The 17,688-nt window shown below is 58.6% G+C and carries 15 protein-coding genes; 11 read left to right on the forward strand and 4 right to left on the reverse strand.

From position 1 onward, the window contains the following. Positions 1–17: 17 nt before the first annotated feature. On the reverse strand, positions 18–1,463 hold the full coding sequence (locus LOC68_RS05915; RefSeq protein ID WP_230216728.1) for an aldehyde dehydrogenase family protein: 1,446 nt from the start codon (positions 1,461–1,463) through the stop codon (positions 18–20). A 206-nt stretch (positions 1,464–1,669) separates the two neighbouring features. Between LOC68_RS05915 and LOC68_RS05920 the strand changes: the two genes are divergently transcribed. Genes LOC68_RS05920 through LOC68_RS05950 form a run of 7 tightly spaced genes read left to right on the forward strand, consistent with a single transcriptional unit; the run spans position 1,670 to position 9,290 of the window. Next, positions 1,670–2,602: an RDD family protein gene (locus LOC68_RS05920; RefSeq protein ID WP_230216731.1), complete on the forward strand. Its 933-nt coding sequence runs from the start codon at positions 1,670–1,672 to the stop codon at positions 2,600–2,602. 13 nt (positions 2,603–2,615) lie between these two features. Then, a complete protein-coding gene (locus tag LOC68_RS05925; protein ID WP_230216733.1) occupies positions 2,616–3,677 on the forward strand; it encodes a stage II sporulation protein M in 1,062 nt (353 codons plus the stop codon). Continuing rightward, the gene (locus LOC68_RS05930) at positions 3,664–4,539 is read left to right on the forward strand and encodes a hypothetical protein (RefSeq protein ID WP_230216735.1); all 876 of its coding nucleotides are present in this window, start codon (positions 3,664–3,666) and stop codon (positions 4,537–4,539) included. The genes LOC68_RS05925 and LOC68_RS05930 overlap by 14 nt, the downstream gene beginning before the upstream one ends. Further along, positions 4,536–5,372, forward strand: a complete 837-nt coding sequence (locus LOC68_RS05935) for a DUF4129 domain-containing protein (protein ID WP_230216737.1) — start codon at positions 4,536–4,538, stop codon at positions 5,370–5,372. Before LOC68_RS05930 ends, LOC68_RS05935 begins: the two co-directional genes overlap by 4 nt. After that, entirely contained in the window at positions 5,369–6,571 is a 1,203-nt protein-coding gene (locus LOC68_RS05940; protein ID WP_230216739.1) for a DUF4350 domain-containing protein, read from the forward strand. Before LOC68_RS05935 ends, LOC68_RS05940 begins: the two co-directional genes overlap by 4 nt. Before the next feature lie 41 nt (positions 6,572–6,612). Further along, complete coding sequence (locus LOC68_RS05945) at positions 6,613–7,869, forward strand: AAA family ATPase (RefSeq protein ID WP_230216741.1); 1,257 nt, start codon at positions 6,613–6,615, stop codon at positions 7,867–7,869. Between the two features lie 56 nt (positions 7,870–7,925). Beyond that, positions 7,926–9,290, forward strand: coding sequence for a DUF58 domain-containing protein (locus tag LOC68_RS05950; protein WP_255671234.1), 1,365 nt, complete (start codon positions 7,926–7,928; stop codon positions 9,288–9,290). Here LOC68_RS05950 and LOC68_RS05955 read toward each other — a convergent pair. Next, complete coding sequence (locus LOC68_RS05955; RefSeq protein WP_230216745.1) at positions 9,282–10,499, reverse strand: amidohydrolase family protein; 1,218 nt, start codon at positions 10,497–10,499, stop codon at positions 9,282–9,284. The two genes, LOC68_RS05950 and LOC68_RS05955, sit on opposite strands and share 9 nt — an antisense overlap. Before the next feature lie 195 nt (positions 10,500–10,694). On the opposite strand from LOC68_RS05955, the gene LOC68_RS05960 reads away from it, so the two are divergent. Further along, complete coding sequence (locus tag LOC68_RS05960) at positions 10,695–11,618, forward strand: GNAT family N-acetyltransferase (protein WP_230216747.1); 924 nt, start codon at positions 10,695–10,697, stop codon at positions 11,616–11,618. 6 nt (positions 11,619–11,624) lie between these two features. Here the strand turns inward: LOC68_RS05960 and LOC68_RS05965 are convergent, their stop codons facing one another. Further along, positions 11,625–12,863, reverse strand: a complete 1,239-nt coding sequence (locus LOC68_RS05965) for an outer membrane protein assembly factor BamB family protein (RefSeq protein ID WP_230216749.1) — start codon at positions 12,861–12,863, stop codon at positions 11,625–11,627. A gap of 158 nt (positions 12,864–13,021) precedes the next feature. Here LOC68_RS05965 and LOC68_RS05970 point away from each other — a divergent pair, with 158 nt between their 5' ends. The 3 genes from LOC68_RS05970 to LOC68_RS05980 all read left to right on the forward strand — a co-directional run bounded on the left by LOC68_RS05970 (position 13,022) and on the right by LOC68_RS05980 (position 15,468). After that, entirely contained in the window at positions 13,022–13,606 is a 585-nt protein-coding gene (locus tag LOC68_RS05970) for an HAD family hydrolase (RefSeq protein WP_230216751.1), read from the forward strand. Between the two features lie 11 nt (positions 13,607–13,617). Then, complete coding sequence (locus LOC68_RS05975; protein WP_230216753.1) at positions 13,618–14,046, forward strand: acyl-CoA thioesterase; 429 nt, start codon at positions 13,618–13,620, stop codon at positions 14,044–14,046. 123 nt (positions 14,047–14,169) lie between these two features. Continuing rightward, entirely contained in the window at positions 14,170–15,468 is a 1,299-nt protein-coding gene (locus LOC68_RS05980) for a HEAT repeat domain-containing protein (RefSeq protein ID WP_230216755.1), read from the forward strand. A 175-nt stretch (positions 15,469–15,643) separates the two neighbouring features. On the opposite strand, the gene LOC68_RS05985 is transcribed toward LOC68_RS05980, so the two are convergent. Further along, the gene (locus LOC68_RS05985; protein ID WP_230216757.1) at positions 15,644–17,629 is read right to left on the reverse strand and encodes a redoxin domain-containing protein; all 1,986 of its coding nucleotides are present in this window, start codon (positions 17,627–17,629) and stop codon (positions 15,644–15,646) included. Positions 17,630–17,688 lie beyond the last annotated feature (59 nt).

Below are 17,688 nucleotides of genomic sequence, written 5' to 3' on the forward strand. Positions count from 1 at the left end.
GGCGATCCGTTTTTTCGTTAACCGTCGATTTCGCGAATCACCAGGTTGCGAATCACCAGGTTGCGAATCTCGGTCATGTCCTCGATGGCGAAGCGAATTCCTTCGCGGCCCAGCCCGCTGTTTTTCACGCCGCCGTACGGCATGTGATCGACGCGCCACGAAGGAACGTCGCCGATAATTACGCCGCCGACTTCCATCTCATCCCAGGCCGTCAAAATCTTGTAGACGTCGCGGGTAAAGATGCCGACTTGCAGGCCATACTGCGTGTCGTTGGCCATTTCAATCGCTTGGTTGAAGTTGTCGAACGGTGCGAGAATCGCGACCGGTCCGAAGACTTCGTCGCACGAAAGAGGCAAATTGGTCGGGACGTTTTCCAGCAGCGCCGCTTCGACCATCGCGCCGTTGCGCTCGCCGCCGATTAGCAACTTGGCGCCGGCTTTCACCGCGTCGGCGATCCAGGTCTCTACCCGCTCCGCTTCTCCTTCCGTGATCATCGGGCCGATGAACGTATCCTTCGCCTTCGGATCGCCTGACTTCAGCTTGGCGGTCGCCGCGATCAGACGCGCCTTCAAATCTTCGTAGTTGTCGCGATGGGCGAAGATGCGTTGGACGCTGATGCAGCTTTGTCCTGACTGGTAAAAGGCGCCGATGATGATTCGCGCGACGGCGTCATCCAAGTTGGCGTCAGCGTCAACAATACAAGCTGCATTGCCGCCGAGTTCCAGCACTACCTTCTTGGCGCCGGCCCGCGACTTCAATTTCCAGCCAACTTCCGGCGAGCCAGTGAAGCTGAGTAGTTTGAGCCGTGGATCGGTCGTAAAGAGATCGGCTCCGTCACGGCGACAGGGAAGGATCGAGAAGGCGCCTTCCGGCATCCCGGTTTCGGCCAGGACCTCGCCGATGATCAGCGCTCCGATCGGCGTCAGGCTTGCAGGCTTCAGCACAAACGGGCATCCGGCGGCGATGGCAGGCGCGATCTTGTGAGCCGTCAGGTTGAGCGGAAAATTGAACGGCGAGATGAACGAACAGGCGCCGATCGGCACGCGGCGCCACATGCCGCGATAGTTGGCCGCGCGAGCCGAAATGTCGAGCGGCATGATTTCGCCGGTGATTCGAATCGACTCTTCCGCGGCGATTCGAAACGTATCGATCAGTCGCGTCACCTCCCCTTGGCTATCGCGAATCGGTTTGCCAGCTTCGACGCAGAGCGTCTCGGCCAACTCTTCCTGTCGCTGCTCAAATTGCTTGACGCAGTACTGCAAGATTTCTTGTCGCTCGTACGCTTTCAGCTTAGCCATCGGACGCGTCGCTTTGGCCGCGGCGTCGATTGCCTGACTGATCAATTCAGGCGAAGCGAGCGGAACCCGCGCCGCGACTTCGCCTGAATATTTGTCACAAACTTCCAGGTCGAGATTCGGCTCGAGCGGGCGGCTGGCGAAAAGCAGCGGATAGGTCTGACGCATCCGATCGTCCTACGCAAAATTGATAAGAAAATTCTAGGCGCACGCGCTCAAAATATAGCGAAAAGAAGCGATTTTGAGAACCTTCAGGGGAATCCAGGGAACTTACCTCTGGAGGGAGGGCGTCTCGGCGTACTAAACTATTAGAGTGCCGTGGATGCGAACTCCGGGGCGATTCGACTTTTCTTCATCCGGACGACGATTCCTGCATGGTGAGCGCCATCGATCCGATCGATTCGCGATTGAAGATCGTGACTCCAGAGAACATCGCCTTCTACTACCAGGCGGCAGGTCCTTTTCGCCGGCTCACTGCTTTTTTGATCGATATTGCGATCCGCGTCTCCATTTACGGAACGATCATGACGATCGTCGTTTGCAGCGGCGTGCTCGATTCGTTTGGACCGATGGCCGAGTTGGGGAACGCGATCGCGTTTCTCTCCTATTTTGTGCTCGATTGGTTCTATGGAGCGCTCTTCGAGACCTACTGGAACGGGCAGACGCCTGGGAAGCGGGCGTTGTCGATTCGCGCCGTGACGGTCGATGGAGAGCCGATCAACGCCCTGCAAGCGTTCGGCCGCAATCTGTTTCGCTACGCCGACATGATGCCGCTGGCGCCGTTGCCGTTTGAGTGGTTGCGGGAGGGAGTCAATTTCGCCGGACCGATTCTGCCGACCTTCCTGATCGGGCTGATCGTGCCGGCGTTCAACAAGCGTTTTCAGCGTCTAGGCGATCTCCTGGTGGCGACGATGGTCGTGATCGAAGATCGCAGCTGGCTCATGAAGATCGCCAAGATCGAAGATGATCGCGCACGTCAGCTGGCCGACTACATTCCGGCCAACTTTGTCGCTCGGCCTAGTCTGTGCAAAGCGGTTGCAACCTACGTAGAACGTCGGCGGTTTTTTACGACGGCACGTCGTCGCGAAATCGCGCGTCACCTGGCCGAGCCGATGCTGCGGCAATTCAACTTGCCGGCCGACACGAGCTACGATTTGATGTTGTGCGCGTTGTACTACCGCACGTTCCTGTCAGACCGATCGGCCGACGGAACTGCGAGCCAGTCGTCGGTTTACGCCGGAGGTCCTCCGGGAAGCAGTCCGACGAGCCTCCCGTCCTCAGTCGAATCATTGATGATCAACCGATAGTAGAGTCCCCCGCGTGAAGGTCGCAGAACTCATCGAAAAGCGTCGCCGCAATTGGCAAGAGCTGGAAGCTCTGTGCACGTCGATGGAAATGCGCCGCAAGAAAAAGATGGGGGCTCGCGCGGTCTCGCGATTCGCTTCGCTCTACCGGGCAGCCTGCGCCGACTTGGCGCTGGCCGACTCGTATCAACTGCCGCCGAACATCGTTGAGTATCTGCATCAGCTGGTGGGGCGCGCCCATAACCAACTCTACCGCAGCCGTTCGATCGACTGGACCGGCTTGGTCTACAATCTGTTCGTTTCGACGCCACGGCATATTTTTGCAGATCGCTGCGTGCAGCTCTGCTTCTTCCTCTTTTTCGGCTTCTTCATTCTCTCGTGGGTGCTCGCCGCCAATCCGTATCTTTATCCCGGCTTCGCCGATGAAGTCGTGGGACGCGATAGTTTGGATATGATGGTCGAGATGCATCGCGACTCGGTCGGCCATAGCGGCGTTTCGCCATCCGGCGCCACCTCGTACGTGCAGCACAACACGTCGATCGGTTTGCAATGTTTCGCCTTGGGGATCACCGTGATCGGCGGCATCGGCACGTTGATGTTCAATGCGACCTATCTGGGAACCGTATTCGGTCACATGTCGAGCCCGACCGTTCCCGACGCCGTCCGCGACAACTTTTTTGAGTTCGTGTTGGCGCATGGCCCGTTTGAATTGACGGCGATCGTGTTGGCGGCTGGCGCTGGATTGCGATTAGGTATGGCGCTGATCTCGCCGCGGCACTGGAAGAGTGAACTGGAGCCAGGGGAAGATCCGCAGCCGGACGAAGATATTTTCTCAAAGACCCGTTTGCTGGCGTTCGATCGGATCGATTCGCTGAAGATCGCCTCTTGGCGCAGCTTGCCGATCATGGGGGCTTCGGCGACTTTGTTTTGCCTGGCTGCGATGATTGAAGCTTGGATCTCGCCGTCGGCGTTGCCGGTCGAAGTGAAGATCACCGTGATGATTTTTTGCAGTTTCCTGCTGATGATTTACTTCATCGTGCTAGGATTTCCGCGAGGAGGGGAGAGTGCAACTCGATAAAACCCAAATCGCGATTCGCGAGCGAGGCTTGCTCGAACTGTTCGACCTGTCGCTGCTGGTGATCAAGCGGTACGTCTGGCGGATCGTCGTGACCACGGCGGTCCTCGCAGTTCCGTTCAGCTTGGTCAATACGGCGATCCTGTGGAACTTGCGTCCCGATCTGCCGACCGAGGTGACTACGGCGCAGTACGGACTGCTGATGGTCATTTTGATTTTTCTGGAAGCTCCGCTCGCCACGTCGTTGGTGACGCTGATGTTGGGGGACGTCATGTTTCATGACGAGCCTGACTGGCGGCGAATGATGTCGGCGCCGTTTTCGCTGATCCCGCGGATGTTCTGGCTGGTCGCCGTTTTGCGGGGCGTCGTGCCCGGGATGGGACTGGTCTTCCTCTGCACGCTGGAAAACGCCGAAGCGTGGGGTTTTTTCCTCTTCCTGCTGGTCGCCTACGCGACGATCCTGCGCGGAGTTCGCCCCTTCGTAGGTGAGATCATCCTGCTCGAACGGAATCCGTTTTACGCTCAAGACGCCAATACAATGACGGTCGGTCGCCGCAGCGCCGCTTTGCACAATCCGAACTTTGGCGACATGGTCATCCGCGCGATGGCTTCGACCTTCGCGATTCCGTTGGCATGCGCCGTCTGCATTAACGTCTGGGCGCTCCGCGGCTACTTGTTCGGCCAATGGGGTTGGGACTCGGTGATGCTCGACATTTTGTTGCCGGCGTCCCTCTGGCTGGTCGCCGCCTTCATGACCGTAGCCCGGTTCCTTAGCTATCTCGATCTCCGGATTCGCCGCGAAGGTTGGGAAGTGGAACTGGTGGTTCGTGCCGAAGCGAATCGCTGGAAAGGAGCGCCTGCATGAGCGCGCTCCGAACCTGCCGAAACGTCGCGCCGATCCTTTTGCTCTTTTCGCTGGTCGCCGTTGCCGGCGCACAAGAGTGGTGGGAAAACGAACGAGCCAAAGGGCACGTCGAAGAGCCTGTGGCGACGACCAAAGAAGAGCTTTCGCAGTTGCCATCGGCCGCGTGGTACGACGCCGAAAAAGATGGCTTGGCCCGCGTCGAGGTGACTCCTCCTCCGACCAACGACTATCGTCCCTCTCCGCCGACCCCTCCGTCGCCGACGAAACGCTGGAGCTGGTGGCCCGATTTTTCGTGGATGAGCGCCCTGTTTGACGGCGGGCTCTGGTCGCTGGCGTCGATTATGTTGTACACGCTGGTGCTGGTCATCTTGGGTGTGATCGCCTATTTGATCTACCGCTACTTTGAGAACGAAGATCCTCTCTCCACCGGATCGAACGATCGCAAGCGGCCGGAAGAGTTCGACACAACGACGCAAGTCGATCGGCTCGAGAGCCTGCCGTTCCAGGTAAAGCGCCCTGACTCAGACTTGTTGGCCGAAGCGCGACGCTGCTACGACAATGGCGATTTCAACGAGGCGATCGTCTACTTGTTCAGCTACGAGCTGGTCGAGCTCGACAAGCGGCAGTTTATTCGCCTGGCGAAGGGAAAGACCAACGGGCAGTACCTGCGAGAAGTTCGCAAGAACCACGCGCTCGAGGATATCCTGGAGGTGACGATGCGTGCGTTCGAGGACGTCTTCTTCGGACAGCGAACGCTCTCCCGCGCTGGATTCGAACGTTGCTGGACGCAATTGGAGCCGTTTCGCCAACAACTAAGCGGAGTGGTGCGATGAATTCGAACTTGATTCGCTTCGTCCTGTCGCTGGCCGTTGCGCTGGCTTGCGTCGTCGCCGGCTGTTCTTCGAAGGAAGTGAAGGTCCCCGCGCAGTATGGCGCTCGCAACGGCTATCAAAAGACGTCGAGCGTAAACGGTACGCATGTCTTGGGCGAGCTGTTTCGTCACGCCGGTTATTCGGTCCGCACCGCCGAACGACTCTCTCCCCGCATTGAGGAGAGCGACGTGATCGTTTGGGCGCCTGATTCTTTCTCGCCCCCGTCCCCCGATGTGCGCAAGTACTTGGAAGAATGGCTCGAAACGCAGCCGGGACGGACGCTCATCTACATTGACCGCGACTTCGACGCGTCGATTGAATATTGGAACGCGATGCTGGAGCAGGCGACTCCGGAGCAACTGTTAACGGCGCAGCGCGAAAAAGGAATCGCCCAGCACAACTTCGATCAGATTTCGGCCGGCGCCGCCAATAAGTTCGACTGCGCTTGGTACTCGGTCGAGCGGAACTTGCCGACGCGGCGGCCGAAGCGACTGACCGGACGTTGGACGCAAGGAGTCGACGCCGCGCAGACCGATATCGTGTTGCGATCGCGAATTGCGCTGTCGGAAGAGTGGGAGAAAGAGGACGATTTCGGCCTGGCCGAGAAGCTTCCGAACAGCGAGGTCGTGTTGTCGACGCTAGACGGCAAAGATCCGATCGTTTTGCTTTATACGGACGACTATGACTTTGGCACGCAACTGATCGTCGTCAACGGCGGCTCCTTCCTGCTGAATCAACCGCTGGTGAATCATGAGCATCGCAAGCTGGCCGCCAGTTTGATAGAAGAATGCGGCTACGGAGAGACCGTGACGTTTCTCGAATCGGGAGACGGCGGCGTCGAGATTATCACCGCCAACGAAGTTTCGGCAGGCCGGTCTGGCTGGGAATGGTTGACCGTCTGGCCGATCAGCCCGTTGGGACTGCATATCGCATTGCTGCTGATCGTCTTCTGTTTTGCCGCGTTTCCGATCTTCGGTCGGCCGAAGCGATTGCCGGAAGTGCGATCTTCCGATTTTCAAAAACATATCGGCGCTTTGGGCGAATTGCTGGAAGCGACCGACGACTACGACTACGCCCAGTTACGCGTTCGCCAATACCAACAGATCGCCCGCGGCGATACCGTCTATCGACGCGTTGGTCGCGCCCGCGTGAAACCTTAGCCCTGGCCATTTGTCCCCACCTGGGAGTCTGATTCGCAACGATGAGTTCGCCATCTTCCGATACGATCGAGTTCGCTTGTTCCGCCTGTAATAAGTCGCTGCGCGTCCCTAGTTCGGCAGCCGGTAAAAAGGCGAAGTGCCCGGATTGCGGTTCGGTACAAGTGATTCCTGACAGTTCGGCCGCCAAATACGCCGCCGCCGAAGAGAAGTTTTCGATGCCGACCGGTTCGGTCAATACGCCGCCGCCGGCGAGGTCTGAGAAGCCTTCCGGTCCGGCATTGTCTCCGACGCAGGTCGGCGCGTTTCGCTCGACGATTGAAGGGCATCACGCCGAGGAAGGGAGCGATACCCGCACGCGGCAGCTGTTCAAGAAGATCACCCGCGAGGTCAGCAAGATCTACGTCGGCCAGGACGAACTGGTCCTGGGGACGTTGACGGCGCTCTTCTCCAGCGGTCACGTCTTGATCGAAAGTGCGCCGGGGCTCGGCAAGACGCTCTTCGTCCGGACGCTGGGACGCGTGCTCGGCTGTCAATTCGGCCGCGTGCAGTTCACGGCTGACTTGATGCCATCGGACATCACCGGCGCGCCGATCTTCGACATGAAGACGAACGAGTTTCGCTTTCGCCCCGGGCCGATCTTTACGCAGTTATTGCTTGCGGACGAAATCAACCGCTCGCCGGCCAAGACGCACGCGGCGCTGTTGGAAATCATGCAGGAGTTTCGCGTGACGGTCGACGGCACCAGCCACAAGATCGAGCGGCCGTTCCTAGTGCTGGCGACGCAAAACCCGATCGAGTCGGAAGGTACCTACAATCTGCCGGAAGCGCAGCTCGACCGTTTCATGTTCAAGCTGCGGCTCAATTATCCCGCGATTGACGAGGAGGCCGAAATCCTGCGGATGCATAGCCGCCAGGAAGATATCAACCGTCGGCTGGAAGAAGAGTTGGCAGTGGTGACGTCGCCGGAGGAAATTCTGGAAATCACTCAGCTCAACAGCGACGTAATCGTCGACGACAAGCTGATCGACTACATCAACAAGATCGTCCGCCTGACCCGCGAATGGCCGCAGTTTCACATGGGGGCATCGCCGCGTGCGGGCATCACGCTGATGCAAGGGGCGCGGACCTTGGCGGCCTTCAGTGGCCGCAACTACGCAGTGCCGGACGACGTGGTGCAGATCGCGATTCCGACCTTGCGCCATCGCGTCATTCTGTCGGCCGAAGCGGAAGTGGAAGGACATGACGTCGACGACCTGCTGACCGAACTGATTCGGACCGTGGAGGTTCCGCGGCTGTGAACTTGATCGTCCAGTTCCTCGAGTCGACGCTGAAGACGTCGCCGGCGACGCCGATCATGATGTTCGTCATCTTCGCGGCGCCGCTGTTGTTCTACGCACGCTTCTGGCGGATCTATCCGACTCGCTTGATGGCGTTGTTGTTCGCTGCGCCGCTGTTGGCGTCCGTCGGCGTCTTGTTTAGCCCGTTTGTGCTGCTGGTCGCCTTGGCGCTCGACGGTTTGATCATTCTGGTCGGTTGGCTCGATCTGGTGACGTTGCCGCAGCGGAAACATTTGTCGGCCGAACGGGAGACGCTACGAATCGCGTCGCTGCAAAAGAAGCATCGCGTCTCCCTCTTGATCGAAAACAGGAGTCCTTTTCGGCTGTCGCTCGCGGTTCGGGACGACGTGCCGCAGGAGTTCACTGCGCTGCCGGAAGAGTTTCAAATGGAACTCGATCCGCATAGTCGCGCTACGGTCCACTACGAGTTTGAACCAAGCTCTCGCGGCGCCTTTACGCTCGAGTACGTCTATATCCAGGTCACCAGCTTTTTCCGCTTGTGGCGGAAGTACGTTCGCGTCCCGGTCGAGACGGAGATCAAAGTCTATCCCGACATGAAGCAGTTGTCGGAATACGCGATTCTGGCTCGCACGAACCGCTTGAGCCTGATGGGAGTTCGGCGCACGCGAAAGGTCGGGCAAGACCACGACTTTGAACGTCTCCGCGACTACACGCCCGACGATAACTACAAACATATCGACTGGCGCACGACGGCGCGCCGCCGCAAGCTGACCGTGCGGGAGTTTCAAAGCAGCCAATCGCAGCGGATCATCTTTTTGATCGACTGCGGCCGCATGATGACCAACGAAGCGGATGGGATCAGTCTGCTCGATCACTCGCTCAACGCGATGTTGATGATGAGCTACGTGGCGCTGCGGCAAGGAGACTCGGTTGGCGCGATCTGCTTCTCGAACGAAGTGCTGTCGTACGTTCCGCCGCGAAGCGGAGCGAACCAGATGAACCATCTGCTGCATGCGTCGTACGATCGCTTTCCGCAACTGGTCGAATCGCGTTACGACTCGGCGTTCATGTATCTGCGAACGCATTGTCAGAAACGATCGCTGGTGGTGATGATCTCCAACGTGATCGACGAAGTGAACGCCCATCAGATCGAGCAATATCTCGGCACGATCGTCGGGCGTCATTTGCCGCTAGGAATTTTGCTCCGCGATCATCGTTTGTTCGATGCCGCGGACAGCGAGAAGCTCTACGGCCGCAACCTGTTTGAAGCGGCGGCTGCTGCCGAGATTCTTACTTGGCGTCACCAGGTGCTGACCGATCTGGCCCATCGCGGCGTGATGGCGATGGACGTCTTTCCGGAAGATCTGACCGCAAACCTGGTCAATCAGTATCTCGAGATCAAAGCTCGCCACCTACTTTGATTCGGTGACGGCGGTTTGCTCTTTCCGCCAATTGTCGAGCTTCTCCTGCGCGTGCGGAATGATGCGACACGCGTTCTCGTAGTAGACCTTTTTCAGCACGTCGTCGGGCAAGCCGATGCCGTAAATCCGCCAAAAGCCTTGCGGCGGAAACGGCTTTTCGGAATAGGGAAAGTACTCGTCGTACGTTTCCAGGAATCGCCAGTAGTAGGTCAGACGGAGTTCGGGCCAAGGGCCGTCGGTGCCGAACAGGATTCGATCGGAGTACTTTAGGAAGAAGGCGCGCGACGTGTAAGGCTGACGCCCCAGTTCGCTGATGCGGGACGCCGGTTCGATCACCAGGTTCGGATAGGCGTCAAGCCACTTTGCGACGGTCGCCAGATCTTCCGAGTTGTTGGCGAAGTGGGCGCCGATGAAGGTGGTGTTAGGATGCCGCGCGATCACGCGATTGCGAGCTTCCAAGAGCGCTTCGCGCGTCGGAAACTTATCGGTCGGAAAGTGCCAATCGGGATGGCGGTGGAGTTCTTCCCAACGTTCGTTCGTTTCGTCAATCGGATCGAAGAAGGCGGCCGGATCGGCGGTGTGAATGATCACCGGCAGACCAAGTTCGCCGCATGCCTTCCAGATCGGATCCCAGCGGGGATCATCGATCTTCAGCAAAGAGCCGTCGGCGTCTTTGTAGCCGAGACCGAATTGCTTGAAGAGCTTTAGGCCGCTCGCCCCTTTCTTTTTCGCATCGGCCAGAGCGAGAGCCATCCGGCGACCAAAGTCGGGGCGCTGACAATCCCACGTCTCGGGCTTGTCTGGATCGCCGTCCCCTTGCCAATCGATGTTGGCGTAGATCAGGAAGCGGTTGGGGTATTTCGTCCAAAGGAATTTGGAATGCTCGTCGAATTCGTCTCCTAAGCGTCCGTCCAAGCTGACGCAGATCGCGATCTGCTGCTTGTCCATCACTGCGACGAAATCGTCCAGTTGCTCCGGCGAACTGCGAAGTCGATAGCGAAAGTGGGTATGGGCGTCGATCACGGGGAACTTCGCCTGTTCGAGCTTCGTTTCGGCGACTTTCAACTTCGGCTGCGGAAAGAACTGATCGAGCGCCAAGTTGCGTCCGTCCCGGCCGTCAAACGCGGCAGGTTCAATTCCAGAGTCTTGCGCGAATGCGAAAGCAGGTAGAAGAAGCGGCAAGAGAAGGGCGTAGCGGGTGACGGGCATGTCGTCCTTTCGCGGGATTCGTCGATCGGAGGGGCGTTTTCGGTTCGATGCTTGTTAGTCTGACCGGGTTACGCCCTTTGCAAAAGGCGCTGGCGGCGAAGTTTTTACGAAGAAGGCAAATTGTCCGACGAGTTGACGTGCCCCTAGGGGGCGAGGGAAACTAGAAGGAGTCACCAGCTTGTCTCCGGAGCGTTTATGTTCAAGATTCATTCCGCGAAACCGGAAGATGCGGCCGAGATCGCAGCGCTGATTCACTCCTCCACCAATTCCTGGTATCTGTCGCATGGCCGCGACAAGATCTTTCTCTGTCCGCCGGAGGATTGCGGGCTCTTCCCGGAAGTGTACGAAGACCTCGATCCTGGTTGCTGCCTGATCGCGCAAAGCGAAGCGAACGGGAAAATCATCGGATCATGTTTCTATCATCCCCGGAAGACGCATATCTCGCTGGGAATCATGAATGCGTCGAGCGAGTTCTCCGGCGCCGGAATCGCCAGCTCGCTATTGGACGATATTATCGGCATCGCCGACGATCGCGAACTGCCGCTGCGGCTGGTTTCGAGCGCGATGAATCTCGACTCGTTCTCGCTCTATAGTCGACGGTTCTTTCATCCGTATGCGGTCTACCAGGATATGTACTTCCGCGTTCCGTCAGGGGGCGGCCTGCATTTGATGGACCTGCCGGTGGAGCGAGTTCGGCCAGCGACGATGGATGACGTTGCGGCGATTGATCGATTGGAACTGGAGATCTGGCAGACGTCGCGCGAAGGGGATTGGCGGTACATGATCGAGAACGAGCGAGGCTATTGGCATTGCTCGGTCATCGAACGCAACGGCGAGATCACCGGCGCGATGGCTTCAATCGGGCATCCGGCCAGCAATATGATCGGCCCCGGCGTCGGCACGAGCTCGATCGAGATCGCCGCGCTGATCGTCGCCGAACTGAATCAATATCCGGGGAAGATGCCGGTGGCGCTGATCCCGAGCGACAATCCGAAGCTGGTCGCCATCATGTACGCGCTGGGAGGACGCAACTGCGAGTTGCATCTCGCCCAGGCGTATGATCGACCGCCGGTGATCGAAGGGATCGTGATGCCGACATTTATGCCGGAGACTTGCTAAGCGGCTTTACTTCTCGAAGCAGTAGAGGTCTTTCGTCGTGCGGAGATAGAGCGAATCTCCCGCGACGGCCGGCGATGCCTGAAAGCCGTCGGGAAGCGAACTCTCCGCGACCAGCTCAAACTTGTCGCTCGCCTTGAAGACGGTGATCTTCCCCCCTTCGTCGAAGCAGTAGAGGTTGCCGCCGGCCGCCAACAGCGAAGCGCGGTAGTTGCCGCCGATCCGTTCCTGCCAGATCTTTTCGCCGGTTTTGGCGTCGACGCAAGTCGCGATCCCCTTGTCTTCGATCATGTACATCCGGTCTCCCAAGATGACCTGCGAAGGACGATAGGGGGCGCCTTTCGACAAACCCCAAGCGATGGCGCTATCGGGAACTTGCCCGCGAGCCGACGGATCCATGGCGAACAACTTGCGATCGCCGTCGCCGCCGGTGATGTAGACCAGACCGTGTTTGTACAGCGGACGGGGAGCGGCGTTCATGCCGCCATGTTTGACGCGCCAGAGTTCGTCGCCGGTCGCCGGATCGTAGCAGACCGTGTCGGATGCGCTGGGCATCACCAACTGGCGTTGCCCGTCATGTTCAAACAGGGCGGCGGTGCTGTAGGCCTTCTTGCGGTCGCCGTTGTCGGTGCCGTAGTCGATATTGCGATCGCGTTTCCAAACGGTCTTGCCGGTCTCTTTGTCGAGGGCCACGGCGTACTGATAGTCGTAGCCGTCATAGGCGACGTAGAGGTTTTTGTCGTCGAGGATCGGCGAAGAGCCGGGGCCGCGCCAATGATCGCAGGGAAGGTCGCGTCGCTCCCAGATCGTCGCGCCGGTCTCGCTGTCGAGACAGGCGGTCCCGAGGCTGCCGAAGTGAACGTAGATGCGACCTTCCTCGATCGCCGGCGTGCACGAGGCGTAGCTGTTCGAGACTTCTTTCTCTTGCGGATCCTTGGTCGTAAAGACGACCCGGTCGATCAGGATTTCGCCGGTATGACGATTGAGGGCCAACACCGATTGTTTCGTGCCATCTTCGGTCGAAGTGGTGACCCAGACGCGGTCTCCCCAGACGACCGGCGAGGACCAGCCGCGATCGTGGATTGCGGTTTTCCACTTCAGTACTTTGGGGTCGCTAAAATCGACGGGAAGATTGTCGCTGTCGGCGACGCCGTCTCCGTTGGGACCTCGGAATTCCGGCCAATTGTCCGCTGCTTTTGCGGCGGAAAAGAGGAGGAAAACCAAAAGAAGGGAGAGCAGGCGGGACATAAATCGACTCCGTCGAGTGTGGATTAAGGGGGGAAGATCCATTATGCGTCTCCAGAAGCCTGGGTCAACGAATTTCGCCCAGCTCTCGCGGCCTACGAAAAACGGATGTTTCAAATTAGAATGGGCAAACAACTATTGTCCTAAGGAATTTATTGCCAATGGTCTTCGACGCTCTGATTTTCGACCTGGACGGAACCCTCGCGGATACGATGCCGGCGCACTATGTCGCCTGGCGTGCGACGATGGAAAAGTATGGCATTTCGTTCGATGAAGACCGTTTTTACGCTCTCGGGGGGCGTCCGAGCGATAAAATTGTCGAATTGCTCTCCGAAGAGCAGGGGATCGCACTCGACCCCCACACGGTCGCGATCGAGAAAGAAGAAGCGTTCCTGTTAGAAATCGGCAACGTCGCTCCAATCGAAGCGACGGTCGAACTGGTTTACGAATATCGGGGTCGCATTCCGATGGCGGTCGCCACCGGCGCGATGCGATATGTGGCCGATCTGATTTTGGGACATATCGGGCTCTCGAATCACTTTGACGTCTGCGTCACTTCGGAAGACACCACGCGGCACAAGCCGCATCCAGACGTCTTCCTGGAAGCGGCGAAGCGACTGGGAGTCGAACCGGAACATTGCCGCGTCTACGAAGACGCAGACCTGGGCGTCGAGGCGGCCCGTCGCGCTGGAATGGAAGTGGTCGACGTCCGCAACTTCTTCACTCCGCGGCGAATTACCGTTTGATGAGGTCACTGGTGGCGGCAATCTACGAACATGAGATCTCGGTCGCGGCGGCCGACATCGACATGCAGGGGCACGTGAATAACCTGGTCTACCTGCGGTGGATGCAGGACGCCGCGGTCGCCCATTCGGTAGCCGAAAACTGGGGGAAGCGGCGGTACGAAGAGCTCGGCTGCGGTTGGGTGGTGCGCGCCCATTCGATTGAATATTTCTCGCCGGCCTTTGAAGGGGAAGAGCTGGTCGTGAAGACCTGGCTCTCCGAGTATTTCACCGCTTCGGTTTTGCGCCAGTACGAAATCTGCCGCGTCAGCGACGGCCGGATGTTGGCGAAAGCGGAGACGAAGTGGGTGCTGATCGATATGGCCAAACGGACCCCGCGGCGGATTCCGGACGAGATTCTAAGCGCCTTCCAGCTGTTACCACGGGACGAAGCGTCGGTATAAGCGGCATGAACCGGACAAAAATCTCCCCTCCAGCGGGGAGAAGCCGACTTCTGAATGGCTCCCGCTGCGCCGCTCGCCTATACTTATAAGCGATCCTTTTGCCTTGCGCCGGCGTTTAATTTAGTGACGCACGCTCTGGTTGTACGTCCTAGACTGAACCGGTACTTCCGTCCCCCTCTCGGCAAAATCACCGAAGTGAAGCTGATCCGCCGCTGCAGCGCCGCTCTATTATTGGCCGCGACTAGTCTCGCGACGCCGGCGGTAGCGGATGTCTTCGTCCTCAATTCGGGCGGCCGAATTGAAGGAGAATTGCTGAGCCCAGCGGCTGAGACTCCGCAAGAATTGCACGTTCGGACGTCGAGCGGCGACATGGTCTTGCCGGCCGACCTTGTGGCGGAAGTGATCGAGAAATCGCCTCAGCTGCGGAACTACGAAGCGATCTTGCCGCAGATGCCTCCGGACGTCGAAGGGAATTGGAAGATGGCGCAGTGGTGCGCTACCAACCAATTGCCGGAACAGCGCGAACGTCACCTACAGAACATCCTGGCGATCGATCCGAACCATGAGCAGGCGCGACACGCGCTGGGCTACATCAACCGCCGCGGCGAGTGGATCATCACCGACCAGTGGTTCAAAGACCAAGGAATGATTCGCCACGAGCGAAAGTGGATGTATCCGCAAGACGTGGCGATGGCCGAGCGAGCGCAAAAGTATGACGACGCCACGAAGGAGTGGCGCGTGAAGTTGCGACAGTACCTGTTGCAGATGCGCCGCGGCGGCGACAAGGCCGCGAAGGTGCAGGCCGAGATCGCTGCGATCCAAGATCCGCTGGCGACCCAACCGCTGATCGAACTCTTGCAGGACGATAAGTATGTGGGAATGCGGGAGACGTTGATCGACGCGCTTGGCAACCTGGTCAACGGACCGTCGACGCTCGCACTGACCAAGGTGGCGCTGGAAGATCCCAACGCTTCGATCCGCGATCGAGCGACCATTGTGCTGGAAAAGCGTCCCAACGATTTGGCGGTCGCGCAGCTGATGTCGCTGTTACACAGCAAAGACAACACGGTCGTCAATCGCGCCGCATCGGTGTTGGCTCGTCTGAAACATCCCGCCGCGATCGATTCGCTGATTGACACCCTGGTGACGTCGCACCAGTTCAAGGTGACGCAAGGATCATCCAATCCGGGCGAAACCTCCGCTTCGTTCGGCAGCGGCAGCAGCGGCGGGTTCTCATTCGGTTCCTCTCCGCCGAAGATCATCACGCAAGAGATGCGAAACGAAGCGGTGCTGCGGGCGCTGATGGAAACGCTGCAAGCGGCGGAACTGAACGCGAACTTCGGTTATGACGAAGCGCAGTGGAAACATTGGAACGCCAATCGTCAGGCGCCGCCGACGGTGGATCTTCGCCGCGACGGCTAGGCGATTGTTGTCGCCATCTCTACTAGCCCGCAGCGCAAGCAAGGGAATGCGGTATGAAATGTCTAATGACTAATACCTAATGCTGAGAAGCAACTTCTCTTCTTCGTTAGACATTAGTCATTGCTCGCGAACGCATTCCCTTGCTTGCGCTGCGGGCTAGTGAAGATGCTGCACGCTACCGAATCAGGTTCAGCAAGATCGGCATCTTCTTCAGCGTGGTGATGATTTCGTCTTCATGCACCTTGTCGTCCCGGTTCCCGTCGATCAAGTCAAAGTAGCGCTGACCTTTCTCGGGGACTTCGGTTCGCAGGATGACGCCGTCGCTGTCGGCGTCGTAGCGCTCCATTAGACGCTTGGCCGCCGCCAGGGCTTTGTCGGCCGGCTCTTCCGCTTCCTTTTCGCCGGGGACGTAGGGGAGGGCGACGTCGAAGTAGCCGATCATCATTTCTTCCCACGTTTGATCTCCCCATTTCACGACTTGGGTTGGATCAGGATTGGCGTTGTTCCATTTCGAGTTGTCGAAATGGGCCTGGCAGTGAATGACGCTGCCGTTGTCAAGCGGCAACGGATCTTTCAGGCGATAGGCGGTTTGCCAGTTGAAATCGTAGGCGGGAATGTCGAGCAGAATGTCGTTCTTCTCCGCTCCCTTCAGCTCATACCGGAACGACTTGCCGCGGAGATGCATGTGGGGCATCATCGCCAGCAGATAGGCGCCTTCGGTCGAGAGTCGCTGAGAATCGGCGTCGACCGCGTAGTTGCCGTCGCCAGCCGGAATTCGGAACGAGCGATTCACGGCGCTCGTCGTTTTAACTTCGTACTTGATCTCTTTCGGATCGGCGAAGACGAGACCGAGTTCGCTTTGATCCAATTGATCGCTGCCGATCGGCGTGTAGTGGACTTGGAAGACGAGACGCGATCCGGCCGGAACTCGCTTCGCCATTCCTTCCGGGAACGGTTCGGCCCGCATGCCGGGAACGTAGCCGACCAGGAAGCCGCGGGCTCCGCCGTCACGCAGATTCTTTTCGCCGGGGGCGACCGCGAAGGCGAGAATGTGATGGACGACCATCCGATTGCCCGGACGAATTTCGGCCGCTTGCAGCCACTTGTCCTCGGTGAAGCCGGGATCGTGAATGAAGTATTGGTACTTCACTTCGCCGGTAGCGGGAACCTTGAACGGCTGGTTGGTGATTTGGATGACTTGGTCAGGCTCAACCGGCAACGTCCAACCGGCGGTGGAATACTCGGCCGGCTTCGGAGCTTGAGACTTGTCTCCTTCCGGAGCGCCGGCGGCGACCCACTTCAGCAGCAGCTCTTTTTCTTCCGTCGGCATCGGACGAGCATTCTTGAAGACGCCATGTTCTGGGGCGGCATGCCAGGGAGGCATTCGTTTCTCTTCAACCACTTCGGCGATCATCTCTGCCCAGCCGGCGACTTCGTCATAGTCGGTTAAAGCGAACGGGGCGATTTCCCCTTCGCGGTGACATTCGACGCACCGCTTTTGCAGGATTCGCGCAACCTGGTTGTGGTAGGTGACCTCGCTGTCGTCTTTCGGTTGACGAACGCGCCCGATATGGCAACCGATCGCTTCGGTCGCGGGAACGGCGACTTGCTTGCCGGCCAACAGGGCTTCGATCGCATCGCGCAGTTCATGCTCGTCGGCCCGATCGCGGACGACGCCGATTTGGTATTGGTCGTCGATGCGTCCCCGATAGCAGATCTTGAGATCGGCGTTCAGGACGACCACTTCCGGGGTTCGTTCCGCTCCGGCGGCATCCGCCAGGCGATTGCCGACGTCTTTGAGCAGCGGGAAGGAGATTTCGTGCTTGCGAGCGTAGGCGGCGATCTCGGTCACCGCGTCGTGCTGGTTCGACATCACGCCGACAATCGCGACTTTCTTCGGGGCGAATTCATCCGCCAGTTCCTGCAGACGACCCCCGTAAAGCTTGGCGAGCGGGCACTCGGTTCCCAGGAACGCCAGGACGACCACCTTCTGATCGGCGAAGTCGGCCAAATTGTAGTCTTTCCCCCGGAAATCCTTCAGCTGGATATCGGGGACGACGGCGCCAATTGGCGTTATGTGAGCGACCGAATCGCGGGCTAGAAGCGGACCGGCCAAGGTTGAGGCCAGCACTACGACCGAGAGGAGCGAAACGCGGTTCATCGATTCGAGCCCGAGACGAGAAGGGGAATGGATGTACAGTAAGGCAGCGAAAGATTCTT

Source organism: Blastopirellula sediminis, from assembly GCF_020966755.1.
GTDB classification, from domain to species: Bacteria; Planctomycetota; Planctomycetia; order Pirellulales; family Pirellulaceae; genus Blastopirellula; species Blastopirellula sediminis.